The organism is Pseudomonas sp. IT-P74 (genome assembly GCF_949768175.1).
Lineage (GTDB): Bacteria > Pseudomonadota > Gammaproteobacteria > Pseudomonadales > Pseudomonadaceae > Aquipseudomonas.
In genome coordinates this window covers 150,941-166,136 of record NZ_CATKQD010000088.1, presented here as the reverse complement: position 1 = coordinate 166,136, position 15,196 = coordinate 150,941, and the positions used below count along the sequence as shown (strand labels likewise).

The window sequence follows — 15,196 nt, the reverse complement described above, 5'->3', positions numbered from 1 at the left end:
AAATGATGTGCCCTCATCTTCAGTGACTACGAACCGGGCGCACAGTTCTAAAAAGTTGAAGCCCTGTGATGACCCGGTTTAGAGCATTCGCCTTCAGGCTTCATCCTTGAGCTTGAGCAACGGCTCCTGGAACCGCAGCAAACGACCGGCATTGCCCAACACCAACAGGGTGCTGAGGTTATGCAGCAACGCCGCAATCATCGCCCCGGCAGCGCCGAGCCAGCCGAACGCGGCGAAGGCCACTATCGCCAGGGTCCAGCCCAACCCGATGATCACATTCACCTGTAACGTTTGGCGGCACTGACGACTCAGGCGCACGCAAGTGCCGAGGCGGCGCAGGTCACTGCCGATCAGCACGATGTCAGCCGATGCCAGGGCGATGTCCGCACCGCCCGCGCCCATGGCTACACCCACCACGCCGGCCTTGAGCGCCAGGGAGTCGTTGATCCCATCGCCGACCACCATCGGCCGGAAGCCGCTGTCGATTTCCTTGAGCACGCGGTTCAGTTTGTCTTCGGGCAGGGCTTGCGCTTCGACGTCACTGATCCCGACATCCCGAGCGAGCGTTTGCGCGACGCTATGCCGGTCACCGGTGAGCAACAACTGGCGACCCAGTCCAAGGTCGCGCAACTCACCCAGGGCAAACTGCGCCTCGGGTTTGACGCTGTCGGCCAACAACAGCCAGGCAAGGAATTCGCCGTTGAGCGCCAGCCCGGCAATCGGACCGTCATGATCGGGAACCGCCGTTGTGCTGATGCCCAGTTGCGCAAACAACTCCGGCCGGCCGAGCGCCGCTTCGCCCTGCTCGGTCATCGCCACCACGCCCAGACCCTGGCGCTCATGGATGTCAGAGAGCAACAGGAAATGCTCCTGGGCCACCAACCCCGCGAGCGCACGGCTGACCGGGTGACTGCTGGCCGAGCCCAGGCTGGCGGCGAGCGCCAGGACATGGCTGCGATCCTCCAACGGACTGTCAATGGATTGCAGGCGCAGGGTGCCGAAGGTCAGCGTCCCGGTCTTGTCGACCACCAGCGAAGTCAGGTCGGCCAACTCTTCGAGGAACGCAGAACTGCGGATCAGAATCCCGTGACGTGCCGCTACCGCCACCCCGGCAATCGCCGTGGCCGGCGCCGACAACACCAGCGCACAAGGACAGGCCGCCACCAACACCGCGAGCATCGCTTGAGCGTTGTTGGTGATGAACCAGGTCACCGCCGCCAGCAGCAACACCAGCACCATATAGCTGCCGGCGTAACGCTCCAGCAGACGAGTGATCGGCGGCTTCGAGCGCTCGGCGTTTTGCATCAGGGCGATGACTTTTCCGAGGGTCGACTCATGGCCGGTACGGGTCACTTCGATTCGCAGCAAACCGTCGAGGTTAATTGCGCCACCGAACACCGACATGCCGACGCCCGCCTCCATCGGCACCGATTCGCCGGTAATGGAGGCGGTGTCCAGGCTGGCCTGGCCGGACAACACTCGACCATCCGCCGGCACCCGGTCCCCCGCTCGCACTTCGACCAGATCGCCGGCCTTGAGCGTGCCGTTGTCGACTTCAATGATGGAGCCGTCCGCCTGCACCTTGCGTGCGTGGCTACGGGTCAGTTTGCCGAGGGCGTGAATCGCCTCTTGGGAACCGATCACGCTGCGCTCCTCCAGTACGTGACCGAAGATCATGATGATCGGCAACAGGGCCGCCGTCAGCAGATCGCCTGTGGCCCAGGCACCCAGCATGGCCAGGGCAATCAATTGATCGGTGATGCCGTGCAGGCTTGGATAACGCAGGCTGTACCAGGCCGAGCGCATGACCGGTACGGCGACCAGCAACGAGGCAAAACCCAGCAGCAACTGACTGACGCCGGTTTGCTCCGGCGACAACCAGCGCCAGACCAATCCCAAGGCAAGCAAGCCCAATGCGAGCATGGCCAGGGTCAACTGGCGCGCGGCGCGGCGCTGTTCGGCCGAAGACAACAGGCTCGGTGCGGCGGCGGTTTGAGCGGTCATTGTGCAGCTCCCTGAATGATCAGGCGGGAATCGTCTTTGGGATCGACCGTCGTGACCGATCCGGCCTGACCGAGAATCTTCGGCATACGCTCACGATAAATGCGCAGCAGCATTTGCGGCTCAATGCCCTGTTGTTGCGCTTTGGCCAGGCTCAACACCGTGGCCGTATCGGTGGATGCTTTGGCCAGTCGTTCACTGGCCTGGGCATGGGCCACTTGCAGTGTTCTGTCGGCTTGCTCGTTGGCGGTTTGCGTCAGCTTTTCGGCTTCGGTACGCGCATTGGCCACGGCTTTATCGGCCTGCTGACTGGCTGTCAGGACCGCATTGAAGGCATTGACCGCCGGGCCTGGCAGGCTCGATTGCACATCGACCCGTGCCACTTCTATCCCCAGTCCCTGCCCCGTCGCGGTAAGCTCGGCAAGGCGTTGGTTGATGCCCTGCACCAGATCGCCTCGCAAGCGCTCGCGTCGTTCCGCCGCCTGGCTGTCAGCGCCGATCAATTCCGGGCGAGCGACCAGAATGGTGTCCAGATCCCGCGCCGCCGTGAGCGCTACCGCACTGCGGGTCACCAGTCGATCCAACGCCGGCAACACGTGTTCGCCCTGAAGCACGAACGCATAGGGCTCGGTGACTTTGTAGAAAACCCGCACATCCAGTTGCACCACACCGGCATCACCCGTTAACAGATAGCCGGAGCCTGCGAGGGCATCGCTGATGGGCGTGGCAAAACTGGCCACGCGATCTGCCTGCATCGCGGCACCACTGCGCAACAAACCTTCCACTCGACGCTCGATCACTCGATCCGCCGCTGGCAACAAAATCACCTGCTCGAACGGTTGCGGCCAAGCCAATAACAGCCCTGCATTCTGAATGCGATCCAGCGCTCCGAAATGCAAAACCACCGCACGATTTTGCGGATCGATCTGCCGCACATTGGAAAACGCCCATGCCAATGCCGCCAATACCGTCACTGCATACAAGGCGAGAAACGCCAACCGCCCGGCCTGAATCCAGGGGCTGTTCAACTCATTTGTTCCACGTGGAACCAAACTCATGGCTGCGATCCGGACTTGTTGTCGAGGCTCGGCGGACCGTCAACCAACACTCGGAACGGTGCGGCGTCGGTGCGCAGAATCAGCTTGGTCCCTGGCGTTACCACCGTGCCCAGGGTGTCGAGTGAGCGCAGCAAGTTGTAGAGCTGCGGCGATCCCGCGTAGGCGCGGCCGTAAATCTGCGCCGCTTCAACCCGCGATTGCGCTTCGATATTCGCTGCTTTCACTGTGGCATCGGCCTGCACAATTCGCGCATCACGCTCGGCGGCGGAACGAATTTGCGCAGCTTCACGCTTGCCGATTGCCGTGCGTTCAGTAGCGATGGTTTCACGCTCGGCGCGCATCCGGTCGACCGTCGCTGTGAGCGTCACCGAAGGCAGCGTCAATCGTTCGACGCCGACCTGCAATACACGCACACCATAAGTGGTGAGCAACTGCTGATCGATTTGCTTGCGCAGTTGTGCTTCGAAATCGGCAATACGCACCTGGCTGGCATCGGTATTGACCAGGTTCGCCAAATCAAAACTACTGGCGGTGGTTTCCAGTGCGGAGCCGACAAAAGTACGAATCTGCCGCGCGGCTTCATCGGGCTGGTTCTGCACTGCGCGCATGAAACGTTGCACATTGTCCGGATCGCCCTGCACCTGCCACGCGACATAGGCCTGAACGATGATGCGCAAACCGTCCCGTGTGCCGACATCCTGCAAACCACTGGAGGTGGTGCGCAGTCGCAGATCCACCGGGATCGCTGCTTCGAACGGTGCCGGCCAGCGCCAATCCAGTCCCGGCTCCAGCAAGACTCGCGATGGATTGCCGAAGCGCGTGATTACCGTGGCTTCACCCGAGCGTACTTGCACCAGGCTTGCAGCAGCGACCGCAAACGCTACCAGCAATGCCGCCCAACCCATCCGACGCCACGGGAATGGCCCAGCCTCCTGCGGATCGCCGTGATGATGGTGGCCGTGGTGGTGCCCGCCATGGCCGTGATCGTGGTCATCGTGATCGTGGGTATGGGACTGGCTCAATTGGCAGCTCCTGGCTGAGCGGTTTTACGCGACGGCGCAGGGTCAACCGGCAGCGTGAAAGTACGGAGGTCGATGGTCGGCGCATTGCTGCTGCCGCCCAGACGATGATCGAGCACCAGCAATCTAGCGTTGGCCAAACCCTGGGACAACTGACTGAAATACTGCTCCAGCACAAAGGCCTGGCCAGCGCTGGCATAGGCTTTCTGTTCGGCATTGAATTTCAGGTCCGCGGCCTCGGCGCCAGCATTGATTTCTCGGGCACTGGCTATCGCCTGATCGCGGGCGATGCTGGCCTGCAACTGCGCCTGATGGGTGGCCTCGGCAGCGGCGCCACGTTCTCGGGCGATCAAGGCTTGCGCGCCAATCTGCGCCGCCTGCACGCCGTGATAGGCATTGGCTGCACCGGCCGGCGGGTGAATCGCCTCGACCACCGTGGCGAGAATTTCCACGCCGCTGTCGAGTTTTTGCAGGTCAGCCTGAACCGCGCGGCCGATCTCTTCGGCCAGCCCTACCCTGTCCTCGCCCAGCAAACCGTCGAGGGTGCGCGAGGCGAAGTCGTGAACCAGGATTCGGCTGGCGGTGCTGCGAATCAACATCGGCACATCGGCGCTGTTATAGGTCGCGGCCAGCGCAGCCTCATCGCTCAGGCCGATGCGATAGACGAAACGCACGTCCATGTTGACGATCTGAAAGCTCTGCTTGTCTGCGCGGCTGCTGGCGATCACCTGGGATTTGTCGTTCACGTGACTGGCGTCCCACAAGCGGTTGGCAATCGCCGGGGCCGGGCCTTCGGCGGGGTCTGCCTGAGTGAGGGCCGTGGTTTCTCCAACACTGGTGGCCAACTCGTGAACCACGCCATTCTCGACGCTCAACACCCGACCCAATGGCCAAGGTAAGCCCATATGCAATCCTGGGCCGAACACCTCAACCGGCTTGCCGAATCGCTCGTAGATGCCACGCCCATGCAGGGCAATTTCGTGAATGCCAGTCAACGACCAGCCAACCAGCGACACCACCGCCAGCACCGGCAGGAACGCCCGACGCATGTAAGTGAAAGCCCAGATCTGCCGCAGATCGATACCGAAGCGGTTATGCAATTCGTGCTGCAGCGCCAGCAATGGCTGCGGTGGCCAGCGCAGCATGTCAGCGACAAAACTGCGCGCCAACAGCTCCGGCTCAAGGCGGTCGCGGCGCGGGCTGAACAATGACAACACCGCGCGCAGTAACAGTTCTGCCGCCACCAACCCCGGCAGCAGACCGATCAACACCGCCAGACGTACAGGCCATACCGAGGTTTCATCGACAAACAACAGACAAAAAGCACCGAGCATCAGGCTGATGATCGCCACACGGATCAATTGCGCCAACGTAGCGGCTTCAGGCCATTGCGCAGTGTTTTCCTGGGCCAGATGGCGCTCCATCACCAACAGGCCGAACGCCAACAGTAGGAAGCACGCCGCCCCGACAGTGGCCGACAGGCCCAGCGCTGCCGGGGGCAACGTGAGGTTCCAGGCCTGTTCCACGCCCAATACCGCCAACAATGCCCAGCCACCAAGCCACAGCGTCGGCGCGCCGATTTGCCCGAGCAGGTTCAGCGATTGCCGACTGATCCGGTCCAGCAAGCGTTCATACCAGCCCAAAGGCTCCGCAGATTCGTCGACAACGACCTCGGGCACGACGGGATTCATGGCGCGGGCACGCCACCGGGCAATCCACAAGGCCGATTGCATACCCGCCATCAACAGCACAAACGCTGCGCTCAGATTCAGCAGTAACGCAGACCACAAAGTTTGTGCTGCAAACAGCCCGGCAAACAGCGCCAGCAGCACGCCCACCGTCGCGAGCACGCCCGCACCGATGGCGAACTGGCGCAAACGCCGCCCTTGAATGAACGCCTGCTGAAAGCGCGGCAGCCCGGCTAACGGCACTTCATCAGCATCGAGATCGACTTGCATACCACCCCAGAGTGTCTTCGCTGACAGGACAATTCGTTACGATATAACGGAAATGGTGAAATTTCCGTATTCAAGCGCGCTATCTAAAAATGTCCAACCTGTCGCTTACCTGAAGCCTTGACCGAAATGCGGCAGAACGCACATATTACGATCGTAATTTTATCCAGGAACTACGTTTACCCATCCCTACCCCTTTCGATCCAGGAGTACATCCATGAGCACTTATGACGTCGTGATACTTGGCGGTGGCCCCGGTGGTTACAACGCGGCGATCCGCGCCGGACAACTGGGTCTGAAGGCCGCCTGCGTCGAAGGACGTGCCACACTCGGCGGCACTTGCCTGAATGTCGGCTGCATGCCCTCCAAGGCGCTGCTGCATGCCTCTGAACTGTACGACGCGGCCATGGGTGCGGAATTCGCCAACCTGGGGATCGACGTCAAACCCAGCCTCAACCTCGCCCAGATGATGAAACAAAAGAATGAAAGCGTTACCGGGCTGACCAAGGGCATCGAATTTCTTTTCCGCAAGAACAAGGTCGACTGGATCAGAGGCTGGGGCCGCATCGACGGCCCGGGTAAAGTCACGGTGACCGATAGCGCCGGTGGCAAGACCGAACTGAGTGCCAAGGACATCATCATCGCCACCGGTTCCGAGCCCACGCCCCTGCCCGGCGTAGACATCGATAACAAACGCATCCTCGATTCCACAGGCGCCCTGGCACTGACCGAGGTGCCCAAGCATCTGGTGGTGATCGGCGCCGGCGTGATCGGCCTGGAGCTGGGTTCGGTCTGGCGCCGCCTTGGAGCGCAGGTAACGGTGGTCGAATTCCTCGACCGGATTTGTCCCGGCGTGGACATCGAGGCAGGCAAAACCCTTCAGCGTTCCCTGAGCAAGCAAGGCTTGAGTTTCAAATTGAGTTCAAAAGTGACCAGCGCCACCAGCTCCGCCAATGGCGTTCAGCTCAGCGTCGAGCCTGCCGCAGGGGGCGCCGCCGAACTGCTGGAAGCGGATTACGTATTGGTGGCCATCGGGCGCCGGCCTTATACACAGGGCCTTGGCCTGGAGAACGTCGGCCTCGCCACGGACAAGCGCGGCATGCTCGCCAACAAGGGGCATCGCACCGAAGCCGCCGGGGTCTGGGTGATTGGTGACGTGACCTCGGGCCCCATGCTCGCCCACAAGGCCGAGGACGAAGCCATGGCCTGCGTCGAGCAGATCGTCGGCAAGGCGGGCGAGGTCAACTACGACCTGATCCCCAGTGTGGTCTACACCAAACCGGAACTGGCCAGCGTCGGCAAGACCGAAGAGCAGCTCAAGGCTGAAGGCCGGGCGTACAAGGTCGGCAAGTTTCCCTTCACCGCCAACAGCCGGGCGAAGATCAACCACGAAACCGAAGGCTTCGCCAAAGTGCTGGCCGATGAGCGTACGGACGAGGTCCTCGGCGTGCATCTGGTCGGCCCGAGCGTCAGTGAAATGATTGGCGAGTACTGCGTGGCCATGGAATTCAGCGCCTCGGCCGAAGACATCGCCCTGACCTGCCACCCGCACCCGACCCGCTCCGAGGCGTTGCGCCAAGCGGCGATGGATGTGGAGGGGATGGCGACGCAGATGTAAGACCCGGAGGACTTGGCTGACAGATCGATCGCCATCGCGAGCAGGCTCGCTCCCACAGGTACAGCGCAAACCTTGTGGGAGCAAGCCTGCTCGCGATAGCGGTGCATGCGGTTTAAAGCGGCAAATGCTCCAAAGGCAACGCCCCCGGCGCCTTCACCGTATGGATCGCAAAGTTGCTGCGGATGTCGCTCACCCCCGGCAGCTTCAGCAAACGCCCGGTGAGAAAGCGGTCATAGCCACGCAAGTCCGGCACCACCACCTGCAACAGAAAATCCGACTCCCCCGACACCAGAAACGCCGAGATCACCTCGGGCAATGCCGTTACCGCCAGGCGAAAGGCTTCGGCTTGTTCATCGTTATGACGCTCGACCTTGACTCCGACAAACACCGTCAGCCCCAACCCCACTTCGTCGCGATCCAGATTGGCCTGGTAGCCGCGAATCACCCCCGCCTCTTCCAGCATCCGCACCCGGCGCAAGCAAGGCGATGCCGACAGGCCAATCTCGTCTGCCAGTTGCACATTGCTCAGGCGGCCATCCCGTTGCAGCGCGGCGAGAATCTTGCGGTCGTAGGCGTCGAGTTTCATGGTTTGGCAGATCCTGATGGTTCAAGCTTGATTAAGTGGCAGATTATGCCAATACACGACCCGATAGAAGCTGACAACGCAAGCACCTGCCCCGCCCTCCAGCCCTAGACTGGCACGACCAAATCGACAACGAACGGGGTGCAACATGCAAGGTCTCTGGCTGTTTTTCATGGCACTGGCAGTGGTCTACCTGTTGCCCGGGCCCGACATGATCCTGCTGTTGCAGACCGGTGCTCGCCAGGGCAAAGGCGCCGCGCTGGCCACGGCCGTGGGCCTGGGCATCGCCCGGGGTTGCCATGTGGCATTGGCGGCGCTGGGGTTGGCGGCACTGTTCAAGGCGGCGCCCTGGACCTTCGATGTGGTGCGCCTGGCTGGTGCCGCGTATCTGCTGTGGATCGGCATTCAGTGCCTGCGAACCACGATGCTGCCGAGCCTGAACAGTGCCGATACAACCGGCGAAAAACTCCGCTGGGGCGCAGCCATCCGGCGCGGACTGCTGACCAACCTGCTCAACCCCAAGGCACTGCTGTTCTGCTCGGTGCTGCTACCGCAATTCATCAACCCACAGGCCGGGCCGGTGCTCGGGCAATTTGCGACGTTGGGCGTGGTGCTCGTTGGTATTGGTTTGCTGTTCGACAGCGCTTACGCCCTGGTCGGCGCGGCACTCGGCCGTTGGCTGCAACGCAGCCCCTCAGCCCAGCGCCTGCAACAATGGTTGTTCGGCAGCCTGTTGATCGGTTTCGCCGTGCGGCTGACCTTTGTGCAACAGGCTTGAACCTTACTGCGCCTTGCGGCGGCGACGGTTGATCAGCCACAACGCGACAGCCGTTATGACAATCACTGCGCCATATTGCAGAGGTTTTTTATAGGGTCGCAGTGACGAACGCGCGGCATCGGTCACCTGCGTTACATAACGCTTGTCGGCATTCTGGAAATCCGGATACGGACATTGAGAGCCGAAGTTGAACGCCCAATCCACGTAGGGACCTTCTTTGACATAGCGTTGGTACAGCGCACTTTGTTCTTCGAGACTGCTATTCCATCCGTACGCCTGACACAGCACCGCGGCAAAAGCCTGGCTGCTGTGAGGTAAAAGGTCCGCCGCCTGGCTGGCCAGCGCTGTGGCAACATACCGGTAGTGGTAACGCTGATCTGGCTGGGCAGCGCTGACCTGCTGACGCTTCACTTCGTCTGCGGCCACCAGCGGCCCGACCTTCAGTTCCGCGCTGTCCAGCACGTAGTTGCCGTCAAACGTGGCGAAGTCCGGGGCCATTTCGTAACCGAGAATTTCCATTCCCGCCTTACGCGCGACGACAGCCGAGTTAAACAAGGCTGCCGCCCGCGTCGTCGGCCACCAAGCGGCGTCGGCCTCTTTGCGCAAAATGGCATACGACTTGGCCTTGTTCTGCAAATCGACGTTATCGAAGTACGCCGGCGCCTCCTCGTAATGCCCCTCGCGCAACAAACGCCGCCCCAGCAGATTGCGCAGGCTCGCCGCCACCGGCAAGGGTACGTAGTTGTCGCGGTCCTGCTGGCTGAGCGGCGGCGGTGCCGGCACTTGAGTGTCGACGTAGTGCTTGAGTTCTTCGAGGGTCAACACGCGCTCGGCAACGGTGGCGGCGTCGAACCAGTAAATGCTTTGGCTGCGATACAGCTGATCGAAGGCTTGCAGGTAATCCCCGCGTTGCAGGGCCAGGATCGCGCTTTCTCCCTCGACCCGGCATTTGGGCTGGAGTGTTTCGTAATCGTAATCCGGGGTTCGTCGCTCACCCCAGGATTCATTCTGCGGGAAGGCCTGGGCCGCTTTGGCGTAGGCTGCGGCGGCCGCACTCTTATCGCCCTCACGCACCGCCAGTTTTGCCCGCAGCCACCAGGCCAACCCACCATCGCCGGCATGTTCGAGGAAAGCCTTGGCGCTGGCGTAATCGCCCTGTTGATAATTCATCGCCGCCAGGCGGTCGGCGTTTTCGAGACTGCCACGGGTGCTGTTTTGCAGCAACTTGATCATTTTTTGTTCGTTGGGCGGTTGATCGCCGAACGACCAACCCAACCGGCTGATCAGCGATGCGGTCACCAACTGCTGCACAGGCTGGCCCTTGAGCAACTCGGCCACTTGATCCTCCGGCAGCGACATCAGGTCCGTCATCAATAGCTTCAGCGATTCGTAGCCCACCGCGGAACCGTGCAGATTTTGCGAGGCGTACAGCTCGATAGCACGGTTCCAGTCACCTTCGGTGCGCACCACCCGGGCTTCTTCGCCGAGGCTGGCGACCCCCAGTTCCAGTGGATCGCTGAAGCCGTCGATGCTCAGTTGCCGGGCTTGCTCGAAGGCCTTTGCCGATTGTTCGAGCAGATCCGGTGCCGCACCGGCTTCGGCGCTCATGGCGAACAACGCGCGCCCCAGCGAGTAAGCCGCCCAGGTGCTGCGCGAAGCCCGTTGCTCGGCGGGCAAGGCCAGCACCTTCTTGAAATACCCGGCGGCCAAGGCTGGATCACCCGCGCCAAATGCCACGGCGCCCGCCAGGTACAGCCTGTGCTCGGGCGGCAGTTGCGCCCCTTCGGTTTCAACCTGACGGGCATCGGTCAGGCTGCGCAGGTGTTTCACCAACACTTGTTGCTCAGCGGAAAGTCCCGCCTGCTCGGCCTGATCCCGCAGCGCTACCGGGTCAGTTTCATCCGCGTGGTTGGCGCCAGCGGTGATGTTCTTCAACCCGTTGATGGCATGGCCGAGGCGGCTGATCTCGAAGCTGAAGTTGCCTTCCGGCAGTTCCGCCATAGACTGGCCACGGTTATCCAGCAGGCGCATGGGAAAGTCCGGGCCGCAGGCCAGCGCCGAACCCAGCGGCAGGCTTAGGCTCAGGCAAAGTAAATGACGCGGCCAGTTACGGGTGAACATTCGAACCTCCTTGATCAATGTGTGCGCAGCGAGCCCAACCAATGGCACGCTGCCCGCCGGCCGGTATTCGGCCATCGCGCAGGCGGGTGAAGGTAAGCAGATCCGGGCTCTGTTGCAACGCGTAACCGGCCAAGGCATCGGCCCCCTCACAACCGCTGACCGCCAGTGTCAGGCGTTCGGGCCAGGCGCGGTCGAGATTGCCCTGATTGCTGATGCCGATGTCATAGAGGCCATTGTCGGCCAAGAGTTTCAGGTTCAATTGACTGTCGAGCGCATCACCGCGCGCCACAGCGCGCAAAGTAGTCAGGCTCCAGGCCCGACGGTCGTTGGCCAATGGCAGGCGAAACCAGATCAGGCCCGCAAGATGTTTCGGTGGATCGGCCCGCAGCTCGGTACCGAGGGTGCGTAACGACTGCGGATCGGCGAGCAACTCCCGGCGCAGTCCTTCGCGCTCCACCGTGACTTCGCTTTCCACAATGGGCGCGCCACCCGCCGACGGCAGCAACGCCACGCCATAGGCCGGCAGCGCCAGATAGAAGGGTTTCGTCGTGATACGGCTCCAGGCCTTCGCCCATTGCCGGGCCTGATCGGCATCAAACAAGCCACGACGCGGATCGCTCACCGCGTGCACCTGCAACACGCTGCTGTCGACTGTGGATAACAGCGCCGGCAGTTCACGACTGTCGAGCCAGGACGGCAACGCCGTGATGCTCAGCGGCAGCGAAGTCGGCAACGCTCCGCGCAAATGAGCGAGAAACTCGCGGTACGCTGGTAGCCGGGCGTTACCGGCATCGTGGTCGATTTCCACGCCGACGAGGTTCAATCCCTGTCCCTGCCAATCACTGATCACCTGTCGGGTTTGCGCTGTGATCTCATCCTGATCAAGCGCCTTGAGCTGCCCATCCAGGCGAATCACCGCAATCACCGGCCGGCCATCACGCTTGAGCAGTGCCGGGTCAATCCGCGCCTGACGCCAGCCCGCGCTGGGGAAAGCCTGCAAGGCCAGCACCCGCAAGGTCGAAAAATCGGCGCGACTGTCCCGAAGGGCGGCGTCGTGGGCCGACGTCCACTGCCGCTGCCAGACGTAAAGCTGTTGATCCAGCGGCGGTGCATCCTGTCTTTCGCAACCGGTGGTGAGCGCCAGCGCCATCAGCAAGACCATCGAGCGAGTGAAAAAAACCATTGAAACGCCTGTTCCTGAAATGCAGAAAGGGCCTCAGCGGCCCTTTTTCGTTCTGCTCACTACCCTACCCAGCCATCGACCGGCGGGCAATGTTCGCCTGCAATGATCATCAGATATCGAGTACCAATGGCTGCGCCCCCTGCGCCGGAATCGCACAGCAAATCAGCACCTGTCCGTCATCCGGCACCTCCGCTGGCGGCAGTGGGTAATGCACCTGACCGCTGATCAGGCGCGTCTTGCAGGTGCCGCAGGAGCCGCCGCGACAACTGAACTCCGGGCGCAGGCCACGGCTTTCCGCCAACTCCAGCAGGCTGCCGCCCTCCGGCTGCCACCGCGCCTCCTTGGCCGAGCGCTGGAACACCACGGGCACAGACACGGTGGCGGCTGGCGGTTGCTCGATGACCACTGCATCGGGGTCCGGGCGTCGGCGCAAGGTGGACGGGCCGAAGGTTTCGGCGTGAATCCGCGAATCGCGAATCTCCAGTTCGCGCAAGCCGTCGTAGAGCGCCTGGGTAAAACTTCCGGGGCCACAGACGACAAAATCCGGCTGATCGTAGTCCTCGACTGTCAGCAGATCCTTGAGCAGCGCGACGTCGATCCGTCCGCTGAGGTCAAAGTCCTCTCCTGGCATTGCCTCGGCTTCCGGTTGACTGAGCAAACGCACCACCCGCACCGCGTCGCCGGCTTCCTCAAGCAATCGATCCAGCTCCCGGCGAAACGGCTGGTCGGCCAGCGTGCGCGAACTCTGGATGAACCATGTCGGCCGGATACGGCGGGTGCGCAAGCCCTGGTAAACCACCTCCCGCAGCATCGACAACAGCGGCGTGATGCCGACCCCGGCCGCCAGCAACACCAGTGGCCGGCGCTCATGGGGCGCCACGGTGAAATGCCCTTGCGGCGCCCGCGCCTCCAATACATCGCCAACACGAATCTGCTCATGCAAATGCGTAGACACCCTCCCGTCGCGCTTTACGCTGATGCGGAAAAAATCATCGGACGGCGCGCTCGATAAACTGTACGTGCGAATGTGCACATCGCCATCAATGTTGAAGCGAAGAGGCAAATGCTGTCCCGCCTGAAACAGTGGCAACCCGGCTCCGTCGGCGGGCTCCAGGTAAATCGAGTGAATGTTCTGGCTTTGCGCTTCAATCCGCGTCACCCGCAACGGCCGCCATTGATCGCCCAGGGCTTTGGCCTGCAAACGCGCCGTGGCCTGCTCCCAGGTGCCGGTGAGCAAACTGGTGGGTGAAACGCCGTCAAAGCGCCAGCGCAACGACAGAGCAGCCGGGCGACGTACCACCTGCTCGACATCGATCGTCCACAGGCGCTCGGCCCCCTGGAACGCCTCGACCTGAGGACCGTCAAGGATGATTTCAGTGCGCCCACTGAGCTGCAGCAAATCACCGGTATTGAAATCGATGAACAACAACCCGGCCCGAGGATTGAGAAGCAAGTTGCCCAAGGTGTTGAAATGCAGGTTGCCGGCGAAGTCCGGAATGGTCAGGCGATTGCCTTCCACGCGTACGAAACCGCTCTGCCCGCCACGGTGAGACACATCCACCGAGCGCTCGCCATCGACCTCCACATAACTGGCAACGAAGAACGTGTCCGCCTCGGTAATCATCGCCTTGGCCGCATCATCCAGTTCGTTGAAATGCTGGGCGACACGCGTCGAGGGATCGGCCAGCGGCACCGAGCGAAACTGGCGCAACTGAATGTACTGCGGGCAATTGCCGAAGGACTGATCCACGGTCACCGCGAAACCGTCCGTGGACATGGCGCGGACATGCCCATTGATGCGGTTGCGGCGGCGGGTGTGCAACTCGATGCCCAACAGGCCGATGGCCGAGCCGTCGTTCAACTGCGCGGGATCATCAAAGGCCGGCAGGCTGCGAAATTGCAGCAAGCCAGGTTCTGGCGAGTGGGCGAAACCGGGCAGACCTTCCAGGATGCTGGCCCAGGGATGACCGTCGGCATCCACCGCTGCGTACAGCATGAACGGCAATTGCTGATAGAAGGTGCGGTGCTGGTCCGGCATCTCGCTGCGAATTACCTTACGACCGAACGCCTCCATTCGTTCGGCAACGCCCACAAGCGCCTGCAATTGTTTCTCACCGGCATGCCAGGGTGAACGGTCCATACGGCTGCTCCCTTGCGCCTCTGGCGCAGAACGGGGTGGCCCGGCAACACCGGGCCACCAGCATCAGGCGGTTTTTTGCAGGCCGGCGATGGTGCGCGGCATGCCGACAAAACCCGGCAAGGCTTCGATGCGGGCCAGCCAGGCGCGAATGTTGGCGTACTCGTCCAGCGACACATTGCCCTCAGGCGCATGGGCGATGTAGCTGTAGGCGGCGACGTCGGCAATCGTCGGTTCAGTGCCGGCCAGATATGGTGTATTGGCCAGTTCGTGATCGATCACTTTGAGCACGGTATGGGCATAGGCAATCACTTCTGCAGCGTTGTAAGGCGCGCCAAACACAGTGATCAATCTTGCCCGGGCAGGGCCGAAGGCAATCGGACCGGCAGCCACTGACAACCAGCGCTGGACCTTGGCAGCCCCAACCGGATCAACCGGCAGCCAGCGACCATTGCCGTACTTTTGCGCCAGGTAAACCAGAATCGCGTTGGAATCGGCCAACACCACGCCCTGGTCATCAATCACCGGCACCTGACCGAAAGCATTGAGCGCGAGGTACGCCGGTTGCTTGTGTTCGCCCTTGGCGAGATCAACCAAGATCAATTCGGTCGGCAGCTTCAGCAGGGACAGCATCAACTCGACACGATGAGCGTGGCCGGAACGTGGGAAGTTGTAGAGTTTGATCGCTTGCATGGTCGATACCTCGGGGTGAGTGCTGCTGTTCAGGAGAGATGGGTCGTATC

Annotated in this window: 11 protein-coding genes; 2 read left to right on the top strand and 9 right to left on the bottom strand. The window is 61.9% G+C overall.

Annotated features, from left to right (window positions below):
• Positions 1–93: 93 nt before the first annotated feature.
• Genes ACM6J5_RS26750 through hflK (ACM6J5_RS26735) form a run of 4 tightly spaced genes read right to left on the bottom strand, consistent with a single transcriptional unit; the run spans position 94 to position 6,036 of the window.
• Positions 94–2,004: a cation-translocating P-type ATPase gene (locus ACM6J5_RS26750; RefSeq protein ID WP_095946186.1), complete on the bottom strand. Its 1,911-nt coding sequence runs from the start codon at positions 2,002–2,004 to the stop codon at positions 94–96.
• A complete protein-coding gene (gene hflK, locus ACM6J5_RS26745) occupies positions 2,001–3,059 on the bottom strand; it encodes a protease modulator HflK (protein WP_095946185.1) in 1,059 nt (352 codons plus the stop codon). Before hflK (ACM6J5_RS26745) ends, ACM6J5_RS26750 begins: the two co-directional genes overlap by 4 nt.
• Positions 3,056–4,081, bottom strand: a complete 1,026-nt coding sequence (gene hflC / locus ACM6J5_RS26740) for a protease modulator HflC (RefSeq protein ID WP_414929657.1) — start codon at positions 4,079–4,081, stop codon at positions 3,056–3,058. Before hflC ends, hflK (ACM6J5_RS26745) begins: the two co-directional genes overlap by 4 nt.
• Positions 4,078–6,036 (bottom strand): protease modulator HflK, encoded by a 1,959-nt coding sequence (gene hflK, locus ACM6J5_RS26735; protein ID WP_414929656.1) that lies wholly within the window; start codon positions 6,034–6,036, stop codon positions 4,078–4,080. Before hflK (ACM6J5_RS26735) ends, hflC begins: the two co-directional genes overlap by 4 nt.
• A 214-nt stretch (positions 6,037–6,250) precedes the next feature.
• Between hflK (ACM6J5_RS26735) and lpdA the strand changes: the two genes are divergently transcribed.
• Positions 6,251–7,651 (top strand): dihydrolipoyl dehydrogenase, encoded by a 1,401-nt coding sequence (gene lpdA, locus ACM6J5_RS26730; RefSeq protein WP_414929655.1) that lies wholly within the window; start codon positions 6,251–6,253, stop codon positions 7,649–7,651.
• 112 nt (positions 7,652–7,763) lie between these two features.
• On the opposite strand, the gene ACM6J5_RS26725 is transcribed toward lpdA, so the two are convergent.
• Complete coding sequence (locus ACM6J5_RS26725) at positions 7,764–8,237, bottom strand: Lrp/AsnC family transcriptional regulator (protein ID WP_095945943.1); 474 nt, start codon at positions 8,235–8,237, stop codon at positions 7,764–7,766.
• Positions 8,238–8,382: 145 nt separating this feature from the next.
• On the opposite strand from ACM6J5_RS26725, the gene ACM6J5_RS26720 reads away from it, so the two are divergent.
• Entirely contained in the window at positions 8,383–9,012 is a 630-nt protein-coding gene (locus tag ACM6J5_RS26720; RefSeq protein ID WP_414929654.1) for a LysE family translocator, read from the top strand.
• Between the two features lie 3 nt (positions 9,013–9,015).
• Here the strand turns inward: ACM6J5_RS26720 and ACM6J5_RS26715 are convergent, their stop codons facing one another.
• From ACM6J5_RS26715 to ACM6J5_RS26700, 4 genes are all read right to left on the bottom strand, one after another.
• Positions 9,016–11,133 carry a hypothetical protein gene (locus ACM6J5_RS26715; protein WP_414929653.1) on the bottom strand — a complete coding sequence of 706 codons (2,118 nt, stop codon included), beginning with the start codon at positions 11,131–11,133 and terminating at the stop codon, positions 9,016–9,018.
• Positions 11,120–12,316 carry a DUF3142 domain-containing protein gene (locus ACM6J5_RS26710; protein ID WP_095945946.1) on the bottom strand — a complete coding sequence of 399 codons (1,197 nt, stop codon included), beginning with the start codon at positions 12,314–12,316 and terminating at the stop codon, positions 11,120–11,122. The genes ACM6J5_RS26715 and ACM6J5_RS26710 overlap by 14 nt, the downstream gene beginning before the upstream one ends.
• Before the next feature lie 109 nt (positions 12,317–12,425).
• Positions 12,426–14,456, bottom strand: a complete 2,031-nt coding sequence (locus ACM6J5_RS26705) for a pyridoxamine 5'-phosphate oxidase family protein (protein WP_414929652.1) — start codon at positions 14,454–14,456, stop codon at positions 12,426–12,428.
• 63 nt (positions 14,457–14,519) lie between these two features.
• Positions 14,520–15,146: a glutathione S-transferase family protein gene (locus tag ACM6J5_RS26700; protein ID WP_414929651.1), complete on the bottom strand. Its 627-nt coding sequence runs from the start codon at positions 15,144–15,146 to the stop codon at positions 14,520–14,522.
• Positions 15,147–15,196: the final 50 nt, after the last annotated feature.